This is a genomic window from Methylobacterium sp. 391_Methyba4, from assembly GCF_029691625.1.
Taxonomy (GTDB): Bacteria; Pseudomonadota; Alphaproteobacteria; order Rhizobiales; family Beijerinckiaceae; genus Methylobacterium; species Methylobacterium fujisawaense.
On the sequence record NZ_CP121475.1, the window covers coordinates 5,974,750 to 5,995,384 of the forward strand.

A 20,635-nucleotide genomic window follows, 5' to 3' on the forward strand; every position below is an offset into this window, starting at 1 on the left:
GCTCACGAGGCCTCGCCGGAGGTCGCCAAGGGCGCCGTATCGGGAATGCCCGCCGTGGCGGCGGCGCGGGCGCCGGCCAGTTCCTCGATCAGCAACCGTGCCGAGATGCGGGCACCCTCGTAGATCACCGGCAGGCCGGAGCCCGGATGCGTGCCGCCGCCGACGATGTACAGCCCCGGTCCGAAGCGGTTGTGCGGGCGGAAATACAGCATCTGCATCAGGTCGTGGGCGAGGTTGAAGGTGGCGCCCTCATGGACGGCGAAATCCTCCTCCCACTGGGTCGGATCGATGATCCGCTCGTAGCGGATGCGGGATTCGAGATCGTCGATTCCGAGGAGCTTCAGACGCTCCAGGATCAGCGCGCGGTAGGTCTCCCGCAGCGTCGACCAGTCGATCCCCGCCTTAAGGTTCGGCACCGGAACCAGAACGTAGAGGGCCGTATGCCCGGGGGGCGCCATGCCGCCGTCCGTGTAGCCCGCATGCTGCACGTACAGGGAGGGCTGCATCGGCAGCGTGCCCTCGGTGATCTCGCGGATGTTCTTCTCGTAGCCATCGGCCAGGAGGATCGTGTGATGCCCGAGGCTGTCGGGCATTTTCCCCTCGAGGCCGAGATACAGCATGAAGGTCGAGCAGGAGAGCCGGGCCTTCTGGATCTTGGCGTCGCGCCAGCGCGGCCGGTGCCGCTCCGGGACGAGGGCGCGGACGACCTTGGCGAAGTCGCCGTTGATCATCACCGCGTCGGCGTTGAAGGTTTCGCCGTCCGCCACCAGGCCGCAGGCGCGCTTGCCGTCGAACAGCACCCGCTCGACCGTGCTGTTCAGCCGGAGATCGACGCCCATGCGGCCGGCCAAGCCCGCCATGGCCTCCGAGACGGCCCCGCAACCGCCCACGGGGTGGTAGACCCCGTGCTCGTATTCGAGGAACGACAGGATGGTGAACAGGCTCGGGCACCGGAACGGCGACATCCCGAGGTATTTGGTCTGGAACGAGAAGGCGAGGCGCACCCGCGGGTCGGCGAAGTGGCGCTTGAGGTCGCGGTCGACGCTTCGGCCCGGATGCAGGTAGGGCAGGGCAGCCAGCATCGCCGGGCTCGCCATGCTGCGCAACGTGTGGAAGGCCTGTTCGAGGACCGGCTTGAAATAGTTCAGCTTGGTGCGGTTCTCGGCGAAGAAGGCTTTGACGTTCTTGGCGTCGTCCGGCGCGAGGCGGGCGATCTCCTGCTCCAGGCGCCCGACATCGCCCGTGGCGCTGATCGTCCCCGAAATGCCGTCCTGCCCCTCGAAAACGAGGTGGTACTGCGGGTCGAGCCGCTCGAGCTTGACGTGGTCTTCCAGCCGCTCCCCGCAGCTCGCGAAAATGTCCGCCAGAATCTGCGGATAGAGGAAGAACGTCGGTCCGATATCAAAGCGGTATCCGCCGGGCGCCTCAACGGTTTTCGTCCGGCCGCCGACTTGGGAATCCTTCTCGAAGATGGTGACATGGATCCCGGCCCGCGCCAGGAGCAGGGCAGAGGCAAGCCCACCTGGCCCGGCCCCGACCACGGCCACCCGGCGCCCGGTCAGCGCTCGCAACCCATCCCCAGACTGAAGCAACGTCCCCGACTCCTCACAGAATCCCGACACCCATGTGGCCAAGCTAGCTTGGCATCATCGCGCGGCAATTGCAGCCGTTTGTCGCGCGCAGAACGCTGTATACGATCATACCAGGGACACCCATTCGCAAGATTTGCGCAAGGCCGCCGTTGTCCCGGCCACCGAGGCGCCCGAGGGCGGGCCGGCCCGCAGGCCGCGGACCTGCGCGGGCCGAGACGCGGCCATCATCCGGGAGCCGCCGGTCGGCGGACATCCTGCGCCTCAGCACCGGCCCAGGCGTCGATACCATCCATGCCGAGTCCGGCCTCCGCCCGAAGGTCCCGCTGCCGACCGCCCCCTGCATCGGGCGCCCGGCCAGGGCGGCGATGCCGAGATCGGATTCCGGGCCCCGACCCGCCGGCGCCGCGCGCTCACGTCGGACCGAGGCGCCCCTGGCCGCGGGCGATGGTGAACAGGGCGATGCCCGCCGCCGTGGCGACGTTGAGCGAATCGAATCCGGCGGCCATGGGGATGCGGAGCGGCCGCGCCTGGGCCAGCGTCGCCGCGTCGAGGCCCGGCCCCTCGGTGCCGAGGATCAGGAGCGCCCGCGCCGGCACGGTGAGGGCATCCAGGGGCTCGGTCGCCCCCGGGCTGAAGGCCAACGGCTGGAGGTCGAGGGCGTCGGCCAGCCGCAGCCAGTCCTGCCCCGCCGGGAGCCGCGCGAAGGGCTGGATCAGCGCGGCCCCGGCCGAAACCCGGATGCTCTTGCGATAGAGCGGATCGCAGCTCTCTCCGTCGAGGATCACCGCGTCGGCCCCGAAGGCGGCCGCGTTGCGGAAGGCGGCGCCGACATTGTCGTGATTGGTCAGGCCGGCAAGGCCGACCACCAGCGCGGGTGCGGGCGGCGGCGGCACGAGGGCGGTCGCCGCGGGTTCCGCGCCGCGCAGGCCGATGGCCAGGACCCCCCGGTGGATCGGGAAGCCGGTGACCGCGCTCATCACCGCCTTGCTGGCGCAATAGACCGGAGGCGGCTCCGGGCAGGCGGCGACGTCGGCGACGAGGCTTGGCCAGCGCTCCGGGGCGATCAGGATCGATTCCGCGCGGAACCGGCTGCGGCGGCCGAGGAGCAGCCGCAGCGTCACCTCGCCCTCGACGATGAAGCGCCCGGCGCGGCCGACGAGGTCGCGCTCGCGCATCCGGGTATAGGGCTCCAGGCGGGGATCGTCCGGGTCGCCGAGGTCTTCCGGGTCCGGGGTCACCTCAGCCCTGGGCGCGCTCGGTGCGGCTCGCCAGCGGGTCGGCCTCGGCCTTGGTCGGCACCTTCACCAGCGCCTCGCCGTCGAGGACGGTCTCGCCCCCGACGGAGCACCGGCAGGCGAGGCGCGCCCGCCGCCGCTCGGGCATGAGTTCGGCCACCGTCACGGTGACGTCGACGACGTCGCCGATCCGCACCGGGGCGCGGAAGTTCAGGGTCTGGGAGATGTAGACGGCGCCCGGTCCGGGCAGGCGCGTGCCCAGCACCGCCGAGATCAGCCCGGCCGTGTACAGGCCGTGGGCGATGCGGGTGCCGAAGGGCGTGCGCGCGGCGAAGTGCTCGGACAGGTGGATCGGATTGCGGTCGCCGGTGATCTCGGCGAAACCCACCACATCCGACGAGGCGATGGTCTTCGACAGAGTCTCCGACAGTCCGACTTCGAGATCCTCGAAATAGAGCACGCGCAGTTCGGGCAGCATGACGCGGCAGACCTCCGGTTCGGGCCGGTCATTCGTCTCGTGCGGCCGGCTCCGGCAACGGCGTCGCACGATCCCGGCGCCGAATCCACCCGGACAAAGGCTGAAGGGCCTCGAACTTTCTTGAGCCGCCGACAGGGTTTTCTCAACAGCCGCTCGACAGAGCCGTGCGCGTCGGCGAAGAGGCGTCCCGTGATCGCCGATGATGTGCCCCCGCCCGCGCGGCCCGCCCTGCGCCCGGTCGTCGCCCGCGTGGCGGCGCTCAACCTCGGCTATTTCGGCATCGAGATCGCGGTGGCGCTCGCCATCGGCTCGGTGGCGCTGATCGCCGACAGCCTCGATTTCCTCGAGGACGCCGCGATCAACCTGCTGATCTTCGCGGGCCTCGGCTGGAGCGCGCGCAACCGCGCCCGCCTCGGGACCGCCATGGCGGGCATCCTGCTGCTGCCGGCGCTGGCGGGCGCCTGGGCGGCCTACGGCAAGATCGCCGATTTCACCGCCCCCGCCGCTCTGCCCCTGACCCTCGCGGGGCTCGGGGCACTGGCCGTCAACCTGACCTGCGCGCTCATGCTCGCCCGGCATCGCTCCGGCTCGGGCAGCCTGACCCGGGCGGCCTATCTCTCGGCACGCAACGACGCCTACGCCAATCTGGCGATCATCGCCGCCGGCCTCGTGACGGCCCTCCACCCATCCCCCTGGCCCGACCTCGTCGTGGCGGCCGGGATCGCGATCCTCAACGCCGACTCGGCCGCCGACATCCTCAAGGCGGCCGCGGCCGAGCGCAGAGCCGCACGATAGCGGCCCCTCAGCAGCGACCATCATGCGCATCTTCCCCATCTCGGATCTGCACCTGGAGCGGCGCCGCCTCGACCTGATCGCGCCGCCCGCAGAGCCGTTCGACCTGCTCGCCTGCCCCGGCGACCTCCACGAAGGGCATCCCGAACGGGGGCTCGCGGCCCTGCTGCATCTCGCCCAGGGGCGGCCGATCGTGCTGGTGCCGGGCAACCACGAGCGCTATGCCCCGACCGGGGACCGGCGCACCGCACCGGAGCTGCTCGCCGCCCTGGAAGGCGAGGTCGCCCGGCTCAACGAGCTGGGTGCCCGGATCCATCTGCTCCAGCGCGCGCAGAGCTGCGTCATCGACGGCGTCCGCTTCGTCGGCACCACCCTGTGGAGCGACTGGGACCTCGCCGGGCGCTGGCTCGCCCCGGATGCCCCGGACCGGCCCGCCGATCCGGTGGCCTACGCGGCCGCCCGCATGACCGATCCTGTGACGGGCTCCCGGGAATATCTCGGCGCGATCCGCAAGGCCGACGGCAGCCCCTGGCAGCCCGCGGACGCGATGGCGGAGCACCGGATCGAGCGGGCCGCCCTGCACGCGGCGCTGCAGATCCCGCACGACGGTCCGACCGTCGTGGTGACCCATCACCCGGCGAGCCCGTTGGCCGCGGACCGGTTCCGGGACGTGGCCGGCGTTCCCTGGTGGGTGCCGGCCTTCTATGCCAGCACGGCCCTCGACGCCCTTTCCGATCCCGCGCGACCGGCGCTGTGGATCTCCGGGCATTTCCACGCGGGCCACGACCTCGCGGTCGGGCGCTGCCGCTGGGTCTCGAACCCGGTGGAGGGCGCGACCTACAGCAGCGATTTCGTCGTGGAAGTTGAGAACCGGTGATTTAGTCCCGTCCCAAGAGATCGGACCGTCGAGGCTGTGCCGTTGCGCACGGCTTGGCCGTAACGGCGGGATGTTGTCGGAGCGAGCGCCCGTCCAACCCTGATCGGCCCCGCATCCCGGGGGCCTGGTTCGGGGTTCTCATGGTCGGATTTAGCCTGACGTCACGCGAGTTCGCGGCGGTGGTTCTTGCCGTCACCGCTCCCATCTCCGTCGCGTCGACGGCGACGGGCGCCCGGGCGGCTTCCGCTGCGCAGCCGGGGCAGACGGTCGGTCTGCCGGTGGGCGATCAGCTTCCCGTCGGCCTGTATTTCGTGAACCTGTCGAGCTTCGGCGTGCGCGGCACCCGCCCGCGGGATTCCGCGACCAACGTCAACCTGCCGACCTTCGCGTGGGCGACGCCCTGGGACGTCGCGGGCGCGCGCCTGCAATTCTTCTTCACCCAGCCGATCGCGGCCGCGAGCAGCCAGGGGGCGCCCTACCAGAGCGGCGTCGGCCAGCAATTGCTCGCCGCGCAGCTCGCCTGGGATCTCGGCGGGGATGTGGGTGTCAGCTACCTGTTCGGCGGCTACCTGCCGATCCAGACGCGCTTCCTGACCCAGTCCGCCTCGCTGACCCACCGCTTCGCGGTCAGCTACACCGGCCAGGGCTGGAACCTCACGGCGAACCTGCTCTACGGCGTCTTCCTCGACCCGCGCTCGCCCAGCGGCACCCTGTACCCGGACTACCTGAACCTCGACCTGACCATGACGAAGAAGTTCGGCGCGTGGCAGGTCGGCGCGGTGGCGTTCGGGTCGACGGACCTTCCCACCGGGGTGGCGAGCTACCGCCCGCAGGGGCAGATCGCGGTGGGCGGTCTCGTCGGCTACAATTTCGGGCCCGTGAACCTCCAGGCCTACCTCACCCACGACGTGGTCGAGCGCAATTACGGCGGCCGCGAGGTCCGCGGCTGGCTGCGGGCGATCGTGCCGCTGTACCAGGACAAGAACGAGGTCGAGCCGGGCCGCACCCTCGTGACGCGGCGGCAGGCCGAGTAGCCAAGCCGGCTGACGCTGTCCGGGCTGGTGCCATCCCGGGCGCAGGCGGCGGATCCGGGTCACGGACCGCTGCCGCGCGGCGAATGCACGACGACGGGGCCGGACGGGGCGCCCGTACAAAAGGGGCCTCCGAGATCGTCGATCTCGGAGGCCCCTTTTGCGTGCAGGATTGCGCTGCCGTTCAGGCGGCGGATCCGCGCCCCGGCTGACGGGGCGCGGCAGAGCCTTCAGCCGTGCACCAGCACGTTGCGGAACTGCCAGGGATCGCTGGTGTCGATGTCCTCCGGGAACAGGCCCGGGCGGTCGGTGAGCGGCGTCCAGTCCGTGTACACGCCCACGACCGGGCCGAGATACGGGGTCTGGACCTCCAGGCAGCGGCGGAAATCCATCTCGTCGGCCTCGACGATGCCGGCCTCCGGGTTCTCCAGGGCCCAGACCATGCCGGCAAGCACCGCCGAGGTCACCTGCAGGCCGGTGGCGTTCTGGTACGGTGCGACCCTGCGGGTCTCCTCGATGGAGAGCTGCGAGCCGTACCAGTAGGCGTTCTTCTTGTGGCCGTAGACGAGCACGCCGAGCTCGTCGATGCCGTCGACGATCTCGGTCTCGTCGAGGATGTGCTGCTGCTCCTGCACCTTGGCCGCCTTGCCGAACATCTCGTGGAGCGACAGCACGGCGTCGTCGGCCGGGTGGTAGGCGTAGTGGCAGGTGGGCCGGAAGACCGGCTTATCGCCCTCGCGCACCGTGTAGTAGTCGGCGATCGAGATCGCCTCGTTGTGGGTCACGAGGAAGCCGAACTGCGAGCCGGCGGTCGGGACCCAGGTGCGCACCCGCGTGTCGGCCCCCGGCTGCAGCAGATAGATCGCGCAGCGCGAGCCCTTCTCCTGCTCGCGGGCGTTGTCGGGCTTCCAGGTCTCGTGCGTGCCCCAGCCGAGCTCGGCCGGCTGGTTGCCCTCGGAGACGAAGCCCTCGACCGACCACGTGTTGACGAAGACGCCGCGCGGCTTCGGATTCTTGGCGCGCTGCGTGTCCCGCTCGGCGATGTGGACGCCCTTCACGCCCAGATCCTTCATCAGGGCGGCCCACTCGGCCTTGGTCTTGGGCTCCGGCCGCTCCAGGCCGGTATCCTGGGCGATATTCAGGAGCGCCTGCTTGACGAACCACGAGACCATGCCGGGATTGGCGCCGCAGCAGGAGACCGCCGTGGTGCCGCCCGGCTTCTGCTCGCGGGCGTCGAGGATGTTCTCGCGCAGGGCGTAATTGGTGCGGTCGCCCTGGCTCTTGGTCTTGTCGAAGTAGAAGCCCGGCCAGGGCTCGGCCACGGTGTCGATGTAGAGGGCGCCGAGTTCGCGGCACAGCTCCATGATCGCCCGCGAGGAGGTGTCGACCGACAGGTTCACGCAGAAGCCCTGGCCGCCGCCTTCAGTGAGGAGCGGGGTGAGCACGTCGCGGTAGTTCTCCGGCGTCAGCGCCACCTTCTCGAAGCGCAGGCCGTGCTTCTCGGCGAGGGCGCGATGCGTGTCGACCGGGTCGATCACCGTGAAGCGGGCCCGGTCATACTCGAAATGGCGCTCGATGAGCGGCAGGGTGCCCCGGCCGATCGAGCCGAAGCCGATCATCACGATGGGGCCGGTGATCCGGCCGTGGATCGGGTGACGGGTCGGCTGATCGGTCATGCGGGATATCCTCGTTGGCGGATGCCGGGCGCGTCCGCTCATCTGGCTCGCGGGCGGGTTATGGCGCGCGTGTGACAGTGCAGCGACAGGCCCGCGCCGCCGGAGCGGTGCCGGTGCGGTCCAGGGGCCGAGTCGCCGGAAGCGCGCTCAATGGCCGCTCGCCCGTCGCCGGTCAACCGCGCGGATCCGCGCCTTCGTTAACGGCATCTTGCACGCGCCGGGTCGAAACCATGACCTCGACGCATGCGCCCCCCGCCTTGGAACGGATGGCAGGCTCCGCGTGCATGGCTCATATTGCAGTGCAGCAAGGTCACCGAGAGGACCGCAGGAACTGGGGAGCGTGGAAACGCCCGGGCCCTCGCACTTGGAGTCCGTCATGCTCGCGCTCATAACCTCCCGGATCCCCGGCCCGGCCGTCGAGACCGCCGACCGTGATCCCGGCTTCCTCACCCTCGTCTTTGCGGTCGCCCGCGGCCTGCGCAACGGAGCGGAGACCGCCTTCGCGCGCCGCTGCGCCCTGGCCCGCGCCGTCGGCGGCCCGAATCCGCTCTGAGGGCGGCCCCCGACCCACTGACGATGCTCCGGACGATTGCGTCGCCCCGGCTAGGGCATTAGGCGGCTCTGCCGTCCAATGGCTTCGGGGGATCGTGATTCCATGCCGACATTTCGTGCGCATCTGCGTCTCAGCCTGATCGCGACCTTGCTCACGGCGGTCCCGATCCTGGCGGCGCGCGCACAGGATGCCGAGCCCGAGGCCGCGCCGGCCGCCGAGGCACCCGCCAAGGCACGTCCCAAGCCCCGGCCGAAGCCCGTCCCCCACAAGGCGGCCAAGCCCGCGGAGGCCGCCAAGCCCGCCGAGGCGGCGAAGTCCGAGGCGGCCGCCACGCCTGCGGCGGCGCCGGCCCACGCCGCGTGGCCCACCGGAGCCAGCACCGTCAGCGAGAGCTACGGCGACTGGACGATGACCTGCACGCGTCCGAACGAGAAGGTCACCTGCATCGTGGCCCAGGCGCAGGGTGATTCGCAGACCGGCCGGCGCAAGTTCGGCATCGAGCTGCAGACGCCGGCGAACGGCCGCTCCGAGGGGATCGTGCTCATGCCCTTCGGACTTGCCATCGAGCCGGGCGTGACCTTCAAGCTCGACGAGCAGACCCTGGGCAAGGGCGCGCCCTACACGACCTGCAGCGCCGAGGGCTGCATCGTGGCGATCAGCTTCCCGACGCTGGCCCTCGACGGCATGCGCACCGCCAAGGCGCTCACCGTGACCGGTCAGAAGGCGGGGGGCACCGAACCGGCCACCGTCTCGGTGCCGCTGGTGGGTTTCCCCCAGGCCTTCGACCGGGCCGTCGCCCTCAGCGGCTGAGGCCCGTCGCCTTTTCCGGTTACGGTTAAGCCAGCGTTAGCCGCAGCGCGGCAGGATCCCGCCGAGATGTGGCGCCGCGCGCCGCGGCGCGTCCAGTGCCGCGCGCCGGGTTCGGATCGGCGAGGCGATGGGATCGGTGGGCGGGCGACCCCGGGTCGGTCGAGGACGTGGCGTGCGGCTGCTGACGACGGCGTCGCTGGCGCTGCTTGCCCTTCTGGCGGCGATCGACCCGGTCCTGGCCGCACGGCTGATCGGCGCGAAGGGCAGCGAGAGCGGCAACGGTGCCGGCGGTTACGGCCGGATCGTGTTCACCTTCGACAAGCCGGTCGCGATCAAGACCAAGCTCGCCGGCGGCGTGCTGCTCGTCGGCTACGGCGAGCGGATCGCGGCCGGGCCCGAGCACCTCGCCGACGACATGCCGGCTTTCGTCGCCAGCGTCCGCCGCGATCCTGACGGGACGGGCCTCCGGCTCGCCCTGCAGCGGCCTTACCAGGTCAACGTCCAGACGGCCGGCGAGCGGGTGTTCGTGGACCTGCTGCCGGAGGGCTGGTCCGGCCTGCCGCCGCCGCTCCCGCCGGAGGTGATCGCCGAACTCGCCCGCCGGGCTCGGGCCGCCGAGGAGGCGCTCAGGGCGCGCATCCCGGAACCCGTGCGCCGGCCGCTGGCGCTCGAACTGGCGCGGCTTCCGACCTTGACGCGGCTGTCGCTGCGCCTGCCCGCCGAGGCCGTCTCAACGGTGACCGCCGAGGGGCCGGCGACGCGGGTGCGGGTGGTGGGGGCCTGGACCATCGACACGGGCGAGACCCGCGGCCGTCCGAGGCCGGGCATCGCCAAGCTGGCCACGGAGATCGACGCGAGTTCGGCGAGCCTGCTCGTCACCCCCGAGGACGGGTTCACGATCGGCACCGAGCGCGAGGACGGCGCCATCATCGTGGACGTGGTCCGGCGCAAGCCGCCGGAGCCGGCGACGGCCGCCGTCGACGTGCCGGGTCCAGCCGCTGCGACAGCGTCGCCGCCGATCCCGGTCCCGGTCCCGCCACGCCAGGCGGCGCCGGCCGCTCCGCCCCGGCCTCCCGAGGCACCGCCGAAGCGCCGTGCCGGCGGCGGCCTGGTCTTCCCGTTCCAAACCCTGCCGCCGGCCATCCTGTTCGAGCGCGGCGGCGTCGCGACCCTGGCCTTCGAGACCGCCGAGCCGGTGACCCTGCCGCCGGCGAGCCAGGGGCTCGCGCCAATGGGGCCGCCCGCCCGGAGCGGCCCGCTCACGGTCATGCGGTTTCCCGTCCCGCCCGGACGCCTCGTCGATCTCAGCGCCGTCACCACCGCCAGCGGAGTCGCCTGGGAACTCTCGGCGGGCGAGACGCTGAGTCCGAGCGACACGATCGATCCCGTCCGCAAACCCGATCCGTCCGGCCGCATGGCCGTCACCCTGGCGCTGCCGCATCCCGGTTCGGCGACGTGGCTCACCCTCGACAACGAGCGGATCGCGGTGGTCACCTCGGCCGCGCAGCGCCCGGTCGGCAACCCGAAGAGCCGCCGCTTCGTCGATTTCGAGATCCTGCCGAGCCGGCACGGTCTCGCGGTGCTGGCCGGCGCCGACGATCTCGCCGTGCGGCCCGAGCTCGAGAGCGTCTCGATCGGCCGTGAGGGCGGTCTCGCCGCCTCCATGGCGGCCCGCAAGCCGGAAGCGGTGCTCGCGGATGCGGGTGCGCTTGCGATCGCGAAGGAGCCCTGGGAGCGTGCCCGGATGGGCAACGTCCGCGAGACCCTGCGCGGCCTCTTCGACGCGGCCGTCGCTGCGACGCCATCCGAGCGCGGTCCGGCCCGCCTCGCTTTGGCGCGTGCGGATCTGGCCAACGGCCTCGACTACGAGGGCCTCACGGTCCTCGAGATCGCGGCCGCCGACGATCCGCTCCTGGCCTCCCAGCGCGAGACGGCCATCCTGCGGGGCATGGCCCTGGTGCGGATCGGCCGGAACGCGGAGGCGCTGAAGGCCCTCAGCGTGCCGCCCCTGGCCGATGATCGCGAGGCCGCCCTGTGGCGGGCGATGGCGGCAGCGGGTGCGGGCGACTGGAAGGCGGCGGAAGCCGGCTTCCTCAAGGTGCTGCCGCTGGCCAGTGGCTATCCCACGGATGTGGCGCAGCTGATCCGGGCGAGCGCGGCGGAATCGGCGATCGAGAACGGCGATGCCGAGACCGCCGCCGCCCGGGCCGAGGCAGAGCGTCATCTGGCGCCCTGGATCCGGGACCGCTTGGCCCTGGTCCGCGCCCGCGTGGCCGAGGCGACCGGCCAGACCGAGGCGGCCCTCGACGCCTATGCCCGCCTGGAGGATTCAGCCGTGCGGCCGGTCTCGGGCGAGGCCGCCCTCAGGGGGGCGCTCCTGGCTCGGGCTTCCGGCAAGCTGGCCCTCGATGCCGCCACGGAGCGGCTGGAGCGGCTCGCCCTGACCTGGCACGGCGGCCCGGTCGAGGACGGCATCACCGCCGGCCTCGCCCGCCTCTACCTCGACGCGGGCCGGTGGCGGGACGCCTTCACGGTGGTGCGCCGGGCCAATGCCTCCGCGCCCAACGCCCCCACCACGGAGGCCCTGACGCGGGAGGCGCAGATGGCCTTCGAGAACCTGTACCTCACCGACAAGGGCGACAAGCTCTCCGGGATCGAGGCCGTGGCGCTCTTCTTCGACTTCCGGGAGCTGAGCCCGATCGGGCGGCGCGGCGACGCGGTGGTGCGCCGGCTGGCCGACCGCCTCGTGGGCCTCGACCTCCTCGATTCCGCCGCCGACCTCCTGAAGTACCAGATCGACAACCGCCTCACCGGCCCGGCGCGGTCCGCCGTGGCGACGCGGCTCGCGACGGTGCGGCTGATGGACGACAAGCCGATGGAGGCGCTCAAGGCCCTCGACGCCACCGAGCTGCCCGAGCTCCCGGGCGAGCTCAGGCGCGCCCGCGGCCTGATCCGCGCCCGTGCCCTGTCGGACCTGACCCGGACCGACCTCGCCCTGGAGACGATCGACGGCGAGAGCGGCCCGGATATCGACCGGCTGCGCGCCGACATCTACTGGGGCGCACGCCGCTGGCGCGAGGCCGGCGAGGCCCATGAGGCGCTGCTCGGCGATTCGTGGCAGTCCGGCCAGCCGCTGGACGATCAGGCGCGCGCCGACGTGATCCGCGCCGCGATCGCCTACGATCTCGCGCACGAAGCCATCGGCCTGGAGCGGCTCAAGGCGAAGTTCTCGGAGGCCATGGCGGCGAGCCCGGACGCCCGCACCTTCGCGCTCCTGACCGGCATGGACCCGACCCGGGCGCCGGGCTTCCGGGACATCGCCGCGCGCGCCACGAAGGCTCAGACCCTGTCGGCGTTCCTGGCCGAGTATCGCAAGCGCTACCCGGACGCCGCCACACCCGCGCGCGGCGGGCCGGACGCACCCGGCGCGAGCGGCGAGGCGTCCCAGGAGGCTCCGCAGGCAGGCGGGGCGGGCGGCCAGCAGAGCAGCGCCGGATCGCCCGGCGCGCCGCCCGGGTGAGCCGGCCCGTCGATCCGGACGCCTTCCTGACGACCGACGACGGTCGCGTCTGCACGCCCGAACGGAAGGCCGAGCGGCGCGAGATCCGGTGCGGCCTGCAGGGCGCCGGCACGTCGAGCGGGATCGCCCGGCAGAGGCCGCAGGCCGGCCGCGTCTAGGCCGATGCCGCGCGGCCCGTCAGGCGACTCCGCGCACCGATCCCCGCCATCGCGCGATCCTGCGGTGTCGCCGCGGAGGCCGTCCGGATCGTCGACGGCCGGTCGCGGCTGCCGTCATCCGCCGTAGCTCTGGACCAGCGAGCCGGCGACCAGGGTCCAGCCGTCGACCAGCACGAAGAAGATCAGCTTGAACGGCAGGGCGACCGTCGCCGGTGGGACCATCATCATGCCGACGGCCATCAGGACCGACGCGACCACGAGGTCGATGATCAGGAACGGGATGAACAGCAGGAAGCCGATCTCGAAGGCACGGCGCAGTTCCGAGATCATGAAGGCCGGGGTCACGATTTCCAGGCCGACATCCTCCGGGCCCTTCGGCGCCGGCACCTTGGCGAGGTCGAGGAACAGCTTCAGGTCCTTCTCGCGCACATTGCGCAGCATGAAGGTCTTGAACGGCGCCGAGGCGCGCTCGAACGCCTGCGCCTGCGTGATCCGGCCGGCGACCAGCGGCTCGATGCCGGCGCTGTAGGCCGCGCGGCCCGTGGGGGCCATCACGAAGGCGGTCAGGAACAGCGCGAGGCTGACCAGCACCGCGGTCGGTGGCGCCGTCTGGGTGCCCAGCGCCGACCGCAGGATCGACAGCACCACGACGATGCGGGTGAAGGCCGTGGCCATGACCAGCACCGACGGGGCCACCGCCAGGACGGTGATCAGCGCCACGAGCTGCAGGGCGCGCTCGGTGGTGCCGCCGGCGCCCAGATCGAGGGTGACGCTCTGCGCGAGGGCGGGGCCGGCGGCGAGCAGACCGCCGGCCAGTCCGGACAGGGCGAGCAGCCGCAGGCGCGGCTTCGGGACAAGGGCCGCCGGGCGAGGCGGCACGGGACGATTCTGGGTCACGGATTGTCGCAGCTGGGTGTGGCCGGACGCACCCCGGCCCGGCGCGCTTCGAGGTTCTGCCAGACGAGGAGCGCCGGCAGGCCGAGCACCACGTCGGGCACCCGGCGGGCGAGCGAGAGGGCGAGGGCGGTGCCGGCATCGATGCCGAACAGACCGCAGACCAGGACGAGCCCGCCCTCCTGCACACCGAGGCCGCTCGGGACCGGAAAGGCGGCGGCCTTGATCGCCTGGCTGAGCGCCTCGATCACCAGGATGTCGGCCAAGCCGACATGATCCACGCCGATGCAGGCGAGGACGACGGCGACCTCTGCCGTGCCGAGCAGCCAAGCCAGCGCGTGCAGGACGAAGGATTGGGCCAGGTGGCCCCGTCGGCTCGGCGCCCAGATCGTGTCCAGAGCCCCCTGGATCCGCCGGGGCGGCTCGGGGCGCGCCTCGGTCTCGCGCACGAAGCGCCGGCCGAGGGCGGTGAGCCGATCCTCGATCACCCGCACGATGCCGATCCGCTGGAGGGCGAAGAACGCCGCGACCACCAGACCGGCCACCGCCAGCGTCCGCAGCGTCCAGCTGGCGAGCGCAGCCGCTTCGGCGCCCTGGACCCGGCTCAGGAGGCCCGCGCCGAGACTGGCGAACAAAGCGAGGGTTCCGACCTGGAAGAGCAGGTCGGCCAGGACCGAGGCCGCCGCCAGGGACCCGGCAACACCCCAGAAGGTGAGGAGGCGTGCCCCGAGGACGTCTCCGCCCACCGAGGCGACGGGCAGCAGAACGTTGATGCCTTCGCGGACGAAGCGCAGGATCAGACAGGCCGGGCCGGCCGGGGGCGGCAGCCCGTCGAGGATGCGCGCCCAGGCGAGGCCGCAGAGGAGGATCACGAGGATCCGCACCAGCGTGACGCCGGCGAAGCCCGCGAAGCCGATCCGCCCGAAGGCCGTGGCCACGGCGGCCAGATCGTTGGTCGCCACGAGCCAGACGGCGAGACCGAGGCCGATCAGGGTACCGATCAAGGGGAGGCGACGCAGCACGGCGTGGGCTGCCCGCCGCTTCCGGGAAACGTGGTTGCCGGTCACGGTGCGGGGGCCTCGCGTCGAGAGGCGGGCAAGATCGCGCTCCAGGTTGTGCCGGTCAGCGGACCGGCGGCGATTCGTCGGATGGTATCGCCGCTAGAGCGGTATTGGGGCCGAATTCGGGGATTGCACGACGGGGCAGGACGGGATCGAGTACGGCGGCACGCGCTTCGGCCGGGCCGGCGGCGGGATCGAGCAGGAAAACGCGGCCCGCAGCCAGGCTCGCGCCGGTGGCGACCGCCACCGCGCGCTTCGGGCAGGGGCCGAGGCAGCCCGATTCCACGATACAGAGCTTCCTCCGGCGGCCGGCTCCCCCGTCCTGGGCGGCCTGCTTCCCGGCCTTTTTCAGCAGGGCACGGAGGTCTCGGCCGCGCAGACCCTGCCGCTTGGCGCATTTGGAACAGACGACGACGATCTCGGTGAGCTTGGTCTTGGCCGAACGGCCGGTCGGGCGGCCATCCACGCCCGGGACATGGGGTTCTGTCATCATCCAGAGACTGTAGGACGCGATACCCGGTGCGGGCTACGGCGCCTGTCGCCGCGGTGCAGCGACGGGCGGAGCGGCCAAGCCGGGTGCCATAAAAAGGGCCTAAAAGAACGGGATTCCGGTTATCGCGCACGGGCCGCCCCTCGGCCGGCGCCGCGGCAGCGGAACCGGCGCAGACCCAGGAACAAAGAGCGGATGAGCTTCGACGACGTCAAGGACGACACGCGCGAAGGCGAGATCGTGACGTTCGCCGCACCGACGATGACCGAGTTGCGGCGGAGCGCGGAGACGATCCGGCCGGTGCCGGAGAAGCGCACCGCACGAGCGCTCGTCGCCTCGGTCCGTGAGCGCCTGGACTGGACCCGTCTGCCCGGTCTGCGCCCGCGTCAGGAGGACACGTCGAGCTACGGCGCACGGATCATCCGCCGGATCGGCTTCTTCGTGCTTTTGCCCACCCTGGTGGTCGGTCTTTACCTGTTCGCCTTCGCGTCCAACCAGTACGTCGCGGAGGCCCAGTTCGCGGTGCGCGGCAATGTCGAGCCGATGGAGAACATCTCGCTCGGCCAGTACACGAACCTGATCCAGAAGCATAACAGCCAGGACAGCTTCATCGTCCGCGACTACATCAACAGTCAGACCCTGGTCGAGGCTCTCGAGAAGAGCATCGGCATTTCCAAGATGTTTTCGCGGTCCGAGGCGGACTTCTGGGCGCGCTTCGATCCGACCGATCCGATCGAGGATCTCACCAAATACTGGCGCAAGCACGTCGAGGCGCATATCGACTCGATCTCAGGCGTGATCCGCCTGTCCGTGCGCGCCTTCACGCCCGAGGACGCCCTGACCATCGCCCGCGCGGTGGTGTTGCGCTCCGAGGCTCTGATCAACGACATCTCGAAGCGGGCGCAGTCCGACATGGTCGCCCAGGCCGAGGCCGACGCCAAGGTCGCGCAGGACCGCCTGCGCAAGGCGCATCTCGCGCTGCAGGCCTTCCGCAATCAGTGGGGCGTGATCGATCCGATCAAGTCAGCGGAGGGAACGCTGACGGCCCTGACGTCCCTGCGGAAGGACAAGCTGAAGGCCGAGAACGACCTGCAGGTCCTGCGCGGCTCCAATCTGGACGAGCGGTCGCGCTCGATCCAGACGCTGGTGGCCAACATCGCGGCCATCGACCAGCAGATGAAGACGCTCCAGGACGAGATGACCAGCGCCACCGCCGGCGCGGGCGGGCAGAACCTGACCGAGGCGCTGCTCCAGTACGAGGGCCTGCTGGTCGAACGGACCATCGCCGAGAAGCTCGAGGAATCAGCCCACACCCTCCTCGACCGGGCCCGCGTCTCTGCCAGCAAGCAGCACATCTTCCTGGCCACCTTCGTGCCTCCGGTCCTTCCCACCGACAGCCTCTATCCAGAGCGGGGCCATACCCTGCTGGTGGCGTTCTTCTGCTTCCTGGTGATCTGGAGTTCGTCCGCGCTCCTGCTCGCAGGCATCCGCGACCAGAGGATGTAGCCGCGGTCGCGGCTCCCGGATCTGGATCCGGGGCGGCGCGGTCTGTAGAGGGAGGCGGCCCGGCCTTTCGGGCGTCCCAGAATGAGCGAACGCTAACACGCCATGTCGGATTTCTCCGATCTCGTCGCGAAGGCGATCCAGCCGTCGATGACCCGTGAGGAGCGCGAGGCGGTCTACACGGTGGTGCGGCAGGCCGTGCTCCGGTTGCAGGAGCGGGAGGCGCTGCCCGCCGACGATCCGCGGGTGGCCCTCCAGCGCCACCTGGTCGAGGAGACGATCCGCGACGTGGAGGGCGACGTGGCCCGCTACGAGTCGCTGCGCAAGCTCGACGCGGCCTTCGCGGCCCAGACCGAGGCCCACAAGGCGGCGCAGAGCGGGCGGCGCTAGGACCGTTCACCACCGCGTCGAGACACCGCCATCCGCATCGATTCCGGGCCGGATTTCCGCCGAGCGGCAGCGCGCCTGAGCGGGGATCGGTCCCGCGACCCCTGGCGCGTCAGCCGCAGGCGACACTCGTCCGGACGCTCCCGGGCTCGGCCACTTCGAGCCCTGCCGAGACGTATTCGTTGAGCTTGTTGCGCAGGGTCCGGATGGAGATGCCGAGGATCCGGGCGGCGTGAGTCCGGTTGCCGAGGCAATGATCCAGGGTGTCGAGGATCAGGTCGCACTCGACCTGCGCCACGGTCCGCCCCACCAGCCCGCGGGTGGCGGCCTCGGCGACCTGCGCGGCGCGCGCGGCCGGTCCCTCGGCCGCGAAAGTCTCGCCGTCGGGCGAGAGAATCGCCTCCGGGCCGATCGTGTCGCCCGAGGCGAGCAGCACCGCCCGGTGAAGGGTATTCTCCAGCTCGCGGACGTTGCCGCGCCACGGGTTCTTCAGCACCAGGGTCCGGGCTTCCGGAGAGAGCGGGCGGACCGGCATCCCGTTCACCGCGGCGTATTTCCGGGCGAAGTGGGTGGCGAGTTCGATGATGTCGGCCGGACGCTCCCGCAGGGGCGGCAGCCGCAGGGCGACGACGTTGAGCCGGTAGAGCAGATCCTCGCGGAACGTGCCCTTCCGGACTTCCTCGGCGAGGTTGCGGTTCGAGGTGGCGAGCACGCGGATGTCGACCCGCACCGGCGCCGTGCCGCCGACCCTGTCGATCACCCGCTCCTGGAGGGCCCGCAGCAGCTTCGCCTGCAGGCGCACGTCCATCTCGGAGATCTCGTCGAGGAGCAGCGTGCCGCCATTGGCCTCCTCGAACCGGCCGATCCGTCGGGCGACCGCCCCCGTGAACGCCCCCTTCTCGTGGCCGAACAGCTCGGATTCGAGCAGCGCCTCGGGGATCGCCGCGCAGTTCACCGACACGAAGGGCTTGCCCGCCCGGTTGGACTTCTGGTGGACGTGGCGGGCCAGCACCTCCTTGCCGGTGCCGCTCTCGCCGGTGATCAGCACCGAGGCTTCGGAGCGCGCGACCTGCTCGGCGAGCTTGACCACCCGCTCCATGGACGGGTCGCGCCAGACGAAGGCCGCGCGATCCGTGGCGACCGCCTCCAGCACCGCGGCGATCATCTCCGGGTCGGGGGGGAGGGGGATGTACTCCTTGGCGCCGGCCCGGATCGCCGCCACGGCGGCCGACGCGTCCGCCGACACGCCGCAGGCGACCACGGGCGTGCGGATCCGCTCCGCCTCCAGGGCGGTGACGAGCTCGCGGATCGGCAGCCCGACATCGATCATGATCAGGTCGGCGCCCCGGGCGCGCAGGACGTTGAGGCCCTGCGGCACGGCATCGGCCTGCGTCACCGACGCGCCGCGCTGCATGCAAATCTTCGAGGCGGTGATCAGCTCGCCATTGAGCCGCCCGATCATCAGGAGCCGCATGGTTCGTCCCTCTCAAACATCCTGGCGCGGGTTACGCGCCGAACTGGCCTGCGGCCGTCGCCGGCGCCCGGGCCACATTCTCGGTCGCCCGGGTCATTCACCCTTGACGATCTCGGTCATCGTCACACCGAGCCGATCCTCCACGAGGACGACCTCGCCGCGGGCGACCAGCCGGTTGTTGACGAACACGTCGATCGCCTCGCCGACCTTCCGGTCGAGTTCGAGCACCGCCCCGGGCGCCAGCCGCAGCAGGTCGCCGATCGGCATCCGGGCCGAGCCCAGGACCGCCGAGACCATGACGGGCACGTCGAAGAGCTGCTCCAGGTCGGCGGCGGTCTTCGGGGTGGTGGGCGCGTCGCGGATCGAGCCCGCCGCGTAGTCGGTGTCGTGCTCGCCGAGCTGGGGCAGGCTGAAATCGTCGGACATCAGGATCTCCTCACAGGCTCGTCGGCAGGCCGAGGGCGTCCAGCACCGCCGCCTCGATGCGGGCGCGCTCGCGGACGATGCCGCCGTCCGCCCACTCGATGCGGGCGTCGCCCGCCGCCATGTCGGGGTCGCCGAGGACGACGAGGCGGCCCTCGTAGCCGCGCTCGCGGGCGAGGCGCTTCACCAGGGTCTCGACCTCCTCGACGAGGCTGTCGTGCACCCGCACCACCAAGTGCGGCACGCCGCGCAGATGCTGGAGCGCCGTCCGGGCCGCCTCGCCGATGCCGGCGAGCGGGGCGGCATCGAGGGCGTCGCCCGCCACCTTGCGGGCGATCAGCATGGCCACCTCGACCGCTTGCGCCTCGCGCTCGGTGTCGCGGGCGTCGGCCTGGGCGATCAGGCCCGCGGCGGCGAGCGCGAGGCGGGTCATGGCGTCGGCGAGCCGCCCCTGGACCTGCGCCTCGGCCTGGGCGCGTCCCTCCTGCAGGCCGCGGGCATGCGCCTCGGCCTCGGCGCGGAGCGCGGCCTCGGCGGCGCGCTGGGCCTCGGCGCTCGGGCGGGCGCTGCGGAAATCGGTCTCGAACAGGAACGGCTTGGCGCTCCGGGCGGATTGGGCGCTCAATAGACCAGCTCCTCCTCGGCGCTATTCTTGGCGATCATGATCTCGCCCTTCTCGGCGAGGTCCTTGGCGATCTCGGTCATCTTCGCCTGGGCCTCGTCGACCTCCTTGAGCCGGACCGGCCCGAGGGCGGCCATCTCGTCGGTGAGGTTCTTGGCAGCCCGGGTCGACATCTGCTGCATGAAGAAGGCCCGGGTCCTCTCGTTGCCGCCCTTCAGGGCGCGGCACAGGGTGTCGTTGTCGACCGAGCGCATCAGCGTCTGGACGCTGCCGGGATCGAGCTTCAGCAGGTCCTCGAAGGTGAACATCAGCTCGCGGATGCGCTTGGCCGAGCCGCGGTTGGCCTGGTCCAGGGCGGCGAGGAAGCGGCCTTCCGTCTGCCGGTCGAAGGCGTTGAACACATCGGCCATCATCTCGTGGGCGTCGCGGCGCTGGGTCTGGGCGATGGTGGAGACGAACTCGACCCGCAGGGTCTCCTCGATGTGGCGCAGCGCCTCCTTCTGCACCGTCTCCATGCGCAGCATCCGGTTGAGGCAGTCGATGGCGAAATCCTCGGGCAGGATGGTGAGCACCTTGGCGGCGTAGTCGGCCCGCACCCGCGACAGCACCACCGCCACGGTCTGCGGGTACTCGTTGCGCAGGAACGAGGCGAGGATCTCCGGGTCGACCTGGGCGATCGAGGCCCAGACGCGCTTGCCCGACGCGCCCTTGATCTCCGCCATGATCAGCGAGACCTGATCGCTCGGGAAGATCTTGAGGAGCAGCGCCTCGGTCCGCTCGAAATTCGACGAGATGCCGCCGCTGTTGCCGAGCTTCGTCACGAACTCGATGATCAGCTTCTCGACGGTCGTCGCCTCCAGCGTGCCGAGCTGGACCATCGCGGCGCTGACCTTCTTGATCTCCTCCTCTTCGAGCGCCTGCCAGATCGGCGCGCCTTCCTCCTCACCGAGCATCAGCAGGAGCGCGGCGGCGCGCTGCGGACCGGGCATCGCCGCGAACGAATCGCCGCCCGCCGTCGCCAGCGTGTTCGCCAAACCCTGTCCCGCACCTGCCGCCATC

20 protein-coding genes are annotated in these 20,635 nt (G+C 71.4%); 9 read left to right on the forward strand and 11 right to left on the reverse strand.

The window, feature by feature from the left end; translation table 11 throughout:
* Nucleotides 1-2: 2 nt before the first annotated feature.
* The 3 genes from crtI to croR form a co-directional block, all read right to left on the reverse strand.
* Nucleotides 3-1,592 carry a phytoene desaturase family protein gene (crtI, locus tag P9K36_RS28205; protein ID WP_043350165.1) on the reverse strand — a complete coding sequence of 530 codons (1,590 nt, stop codon included), beginning with the start codon at nucleotides 1,590-1,592 and terminating at the stop codon, nucleotides 3-5.
* A 410-nt stretch (nucleotides 1,593-2,002) separates the two neighbouring features.
* A complete protein-coding gene (locus P9K36_RS28210) occupies nucleotides 2,003-2,830 on the reverse strand; it encodes an RNA methyltransferase (protein ID WP_205782328.1) in 828 nt (275 codons plus the stop codon).
* Nucleotide 2,831: 1 nt separating this feature from the next.
* Complete coding sequence (gene croR, locus P9K36_RS28215) at nucleotides 2,832-3,305, reverse strand: 3-hydroxybutyryl-CoA dehydratase (RefSeq protein ID WP_043350156.1); 474 nt, start codon at nucleotides 3,303-3,305, stop codon at nucleotides 2,832-2,834.
* Nucleotides 3,306-3,494: 189 nt separating this feature from the next.
* Here croR and P9K36_RS28220 point away from each other — a divergent pair, with 189 nt between their 5' ends.
* The 3 genes from P9K36_RS28220 (at nucleotide 3,495) to P9K36_RS28230 (ending at nucleotide 6,008) form a co-directional block, all read left to right on the forward strand.
* Nucleotides 3,495-4,100 carry a cation transporter gene (locus P9K36_RS28220; RefSeq protein WP_182591268.1) on the forward strand — a complete coding sequence of 202 codons (606 nt, stop codon included), beginning with the start codon at nucleotides 3,495-3,497 and terminating at the stop codon, nucleotides 4,098-4,100.
* A gap of 22 nt (nucleotides 4,101-4,122) precedes the next feature.
* Nucleotides 4,123-4,974 carry a metallophosphoesterase gene (locus tag P9K36_RS28225; protein WP_205782327.1) on the forward strand — a complete coding sequence of 284 codons (852 nt, stop codon included), beginning with the start codon at nucleotides 4,123-4,125 and terminating at the stop codon, nucleotides 4,972-4,974.
* A gap of 140 nt (nucleotides 4,975-5,114) precedes the next feature.
* Complete coding sequence (locus P9K36_RS28230; RefSeq protein ID WP_111473438.1) at nucleotides 5,115-6,008, forward strand: transporter; 894 nt, start codon at nucleotides 5,115-5,117, stop codon at nucleotides 6,006-6,008.
* Between the two features lie 227 nt (nucleotides 6,009-6,235).
* Here P9K36_RS28230 and P9K36_RS28235 read toward each other — a convergent pair whose 3' ends face one another.
* Nucleotides 6,236-7,681 carry a saccharopine dehydrogenase NADP-binding domain-containing protein gene (locus P9K36_RS28235; RefSeq protein ID WP_043350149.1) on the reverse strand — a complete coding sequence of 482 codons (1,446 nt, stop codon included), beginning with the start codon at nucleotides 7,679-7,681 and terminating at the stop codon, nucleotides 6,236-6,238.
* A 376-nt stretch (nucleotides 7,682-8,057) separates the two neighbouring features.
* Between P9K36_RS28235 and P9K36_RS28240 the strand changes: the two genes are divergently transcribed.
* From P9K36_RS28240 to P9K36_RS28255, 4 genes are all read left to right on the forward strand, one after another.
* Entirely contained in the window at nucleotides 8,058-8,234 is a 177-nt protein-coding gene (locus tag P9K36_RS28240; RefSeq protein WP_164706345.1) for a hypothetical protein, read from the forward strand.
* 102 nt (nucleotides 8,235-8,336) lie between these two features.
* Nucleotides 8,337-9,044, forward strand: a complete 708-nt coding sequence (locus P9K36_RS28245) for an invasion associated locus B family protein (RefSeq protein WP_043760167.1) — start codon at nucleotides 8,337-8,339, stop codon at nucleotides 9,042-9,044.
* Nucleotides 9,045-9,171: 127 nt separating this feature from the next.
* Complete coding sequence (locus tag P9K36_RS28250; RefSeq protein ID WP_052083768.1) at nucleotides 9,172-12,564, forward strand: hypothetical protein; 3,393 nt, start codon at nucleotides 9,172-9,174, stop codon at nucleotides 12,562-12,564.
* Nucleotides 12,561-12,722, forward strand: a complete 162-nt coding sequence (locus P9K36_RS28255) for a hypothetical protein (protein ID WP_278306273.1) — start codon at nucleotides 12,561-12,563, stop codon at nucleotides 12,720-12,722. The genes P9K36_RS28250 and P9K36_RS28255 overlap by 4 nt, the downstream gene beginning before the upstream one ends.
* A gap of 114 nt (nucleotides 12,723-12,836) precedes the next feature.
* On the opposite strand, the gene fliP is transcribed toward P9K36_RS28255, so the two are convergent.
* The 3 genes from fliP to P9K36_RS28270 all read right to left on the reverse strand — a co-directional run bounded on the left by fliP (nucleotide 12,837) and on the right by P9K36_RS28270 (nucleotide 15,170).
* On the reverse strand, nucleotides 12,837-13,562 hold the full coding sequence (fliP, locus tag P9K36_RS28260; protein WP_278307331.1) for a flagellar type III secretion system pore protein FliP: 726 nt from the start codon (nucleotides 13,560-13,562) through the stop codon (nucleotides 12,837-12,839).
* A 53-nt stretch (nucleotides 13,563-13,615) separates the two neighbouring features.
* Nucleotides 13,616-14,638, reverse strand: coding sequence for a flippase-like domain-containing protein (locus P9K36_RS28265; protein ID WP_278306274.1), 1,023 nt, complete (start codon nucleotides 14,636-14,638; stop codon nucleotides 13,616-13,618).
* 100 nt (nucleotides 14,639-14,738) lie between these two features.
* Nucleotides 14,739-15,170 (reverse strand): hypothetical protein, encoded by a 432-nt coding sequence (locus tag P9K36_RS28270; protein WP_043386051.1) that lies wholly within the window; start codon nucleotides 15,168-15,170, stop codon nucleotides 14,739-14,741.
* A gap of 192 nt (nucleotides 15,171-15,362) precedes the next feature.
* Here P9K36_RS28270 and P9K36_RS28275 point away from each other — a divergent pair, with 192 nt between their 5' ends.
* Both P9K36_RS28275 and P9K36_RS28280 read left to right on the forward strand, forming a co-directional pair.
* Nucleotides 15,363-16,673: a capsule biosynthesis protein gene (locus tag P9K36_RS28275; protein ID WP_043386053.1), complete on the forward strand. Its 1,311-nt coding sequence runs from the start codon at nucleotides 15,363-15,365 to the stop codon at nucleotides 16,671-16,673.
* 102 nt (nucleotides 16,674-16,775) lie between these two features.
* Complete coding sequence (locus tag P9K36_RS28280; RefSeq protein ID WP_043347393.1) at nucleotides 16,776-17,060, forward strand: hypothetical protein; 285 nt, start codon at nucleotides 16,776-16,778, stop codon at nucleotides 17,058-17,060.
* 109 nt (nucleotides 17,061-17,169) lie between these two features.
* On the opposite strand, the gene P9K36_RS28285 is transcribed toward P9K36_RS28280, so the two are convergent.
* The 4 genes from P9K36_RS28285 to P9K36_RS28300 all read right to left on the reverse strand — a co-directional run bounded on the left by P9K36_RS28285 (nucleotide 17,170) and on the right by P9K36_RS28300 (nucleotide 20,634).
* Nucleotides 17,170-18,531, reverse strand: coding sequence for a sigma-54 dependent transcriptional regulator (locus tag P9K36_RS28285; RefSeq protein WP_043386056.1), 1,362 nt, complete (start codon nucleotides 18,529-18,531; stop codon nucleotides 17,170-17,172).
* A 93-nt stretch (nucleotides 18,532-18,624) separates the two neighbouring features.
* Nucleotides 18,625-18,957, reverse strand: coding sequence for a flagellar motor switch protein FliN (gene fliN, locus P9K36_RS28290; RefSeq protein ID WP_012321962.1), 333 nt, complete (start codon nucleotides 18,955-18,957; stop codon nucleotides 18,625-18,627).
* Between the two features lie 10 nt (nucleotides 18,958-18,967).
* Complete coding sequence (locus P9K36_RS28295; RefSeq protein ID WP_043347399.1) at nucleotides 18,968-19,579, reverse strand: FliH/SctL family protein; 612 nt, start codon at nucleotides 19,577-19,579, stop codon at nucleotides 18,968-18,970.
* The gene (locus tag P9K36_RS28300; RefSeq protein ID WP_043347401.1) at nucleotides 19,576-20,634 is read right to left on the reverse strand and encodes a flagellar motor switch protein FliG; all 1,059 of its coding nucleotides are present in this window, start codon (nucleotides 20,632-20,634) and stop codon (nucleotides 19,576-19,578) included. Before P9K36_RS28300 ends, P9K36_RS28295 begins: the two co-directional genes overlap by 4 nt.
* Between the last annotated feature and the right edge of the window lies 1 nt (nucleotide 20,635).

Bases quoted from the DNA above. Each gene is read 5' to 3' on its own strand.
- P9K36_RS28275 (WP_043386053.1), top strand. From the start codon at position 15,363: ATGAGCTTCGACGACGTCAAGGACGACACGCGCGAAGGCGAGATCGTG.
- P9K36_RS28245 (WP_043760167.1), top strand. From the start codon at position 8,337: ATGCCGACATTTCGTGCGCATCTGCGTCTCAGCCTGATCGCGACCTTG.
- P9K36_RS28270 (WP_043386051.1), bottom strand. From the start codon at position 15,170: ATGATGACAGAACCCCATGTCCCGGGCGTGGATGGCCGCCCGACCGGC.
- fliN (WP_012321962.1), bottom strand. From the start codon at position 18,957: ATGTCCGACGATTTCAGCCTGCCCCAGCTCGGCGAGCACGACACCGAC.
- P9K36_RS28285 (WP_043386056.1), bottom strand. From the start codon at position 18,531: ATGCGGCTCCTGATGATCGGGCGGCTCAATGGCGAGCTGATCACCGCC.
- P9K36_RS28225 (WP_205782327.1), top strand. From the start codon at position 4,123: ATGCGCATCTTCCCCATCTCGGATCTGCACCTGGAGCGGCGCCGCCTC.
- P9K36_RS28235 (WP_043350149.1), bottom strand. From the start codon at position 7,681: ATGACCGATCAGCCGACCCGTCACCCGATCCACGGCCGGATCACCGGC.
- croR (WP_043350156.1), bottom strand. From the start codon at position 3,305: ATGCTGCCCGAACTGCGCGTGCTCTATTTCGAGGATCTCGAAGTCGGA.
- P9K36_RS28300 (WP_043347401.1), bottom strand. From the start codon at position 20,634: ATGGCGGCAGGTGCGGGACAGGGTTTGGCGAACACGCTGGCGACGGCG.
- P9K36_RS28250 (WP_052083768.1), top strand. From the start codon at position 9,172: ATGGGATCGGTGGGCGGGCGACCCCGGGTCGGTCGAGGACGTGGCGTG.
- P9K36_RS28240 (WP_164706345.1), top strand. From the start codon at position 8,058: ATGCTCGCGCTCATAACCTCCCGGATCCCCGGCCCGGCCGTCGAGACC.
- P9K36_RS28230 (WP_111473438.1), top strand. From the start codon at position 5,115: ATGGTCGGATTTAGCCTGACGTCACGCGAGTTCGCGGCGGTGGTTCTT.
- P9K36_RS28280 (WP_043347393.1), top strand. From the start codon at position 16,776: ATGTCGGATTTCTCCGATCTCGTCGCGAAGGCGATCCAGCCGTCGATG.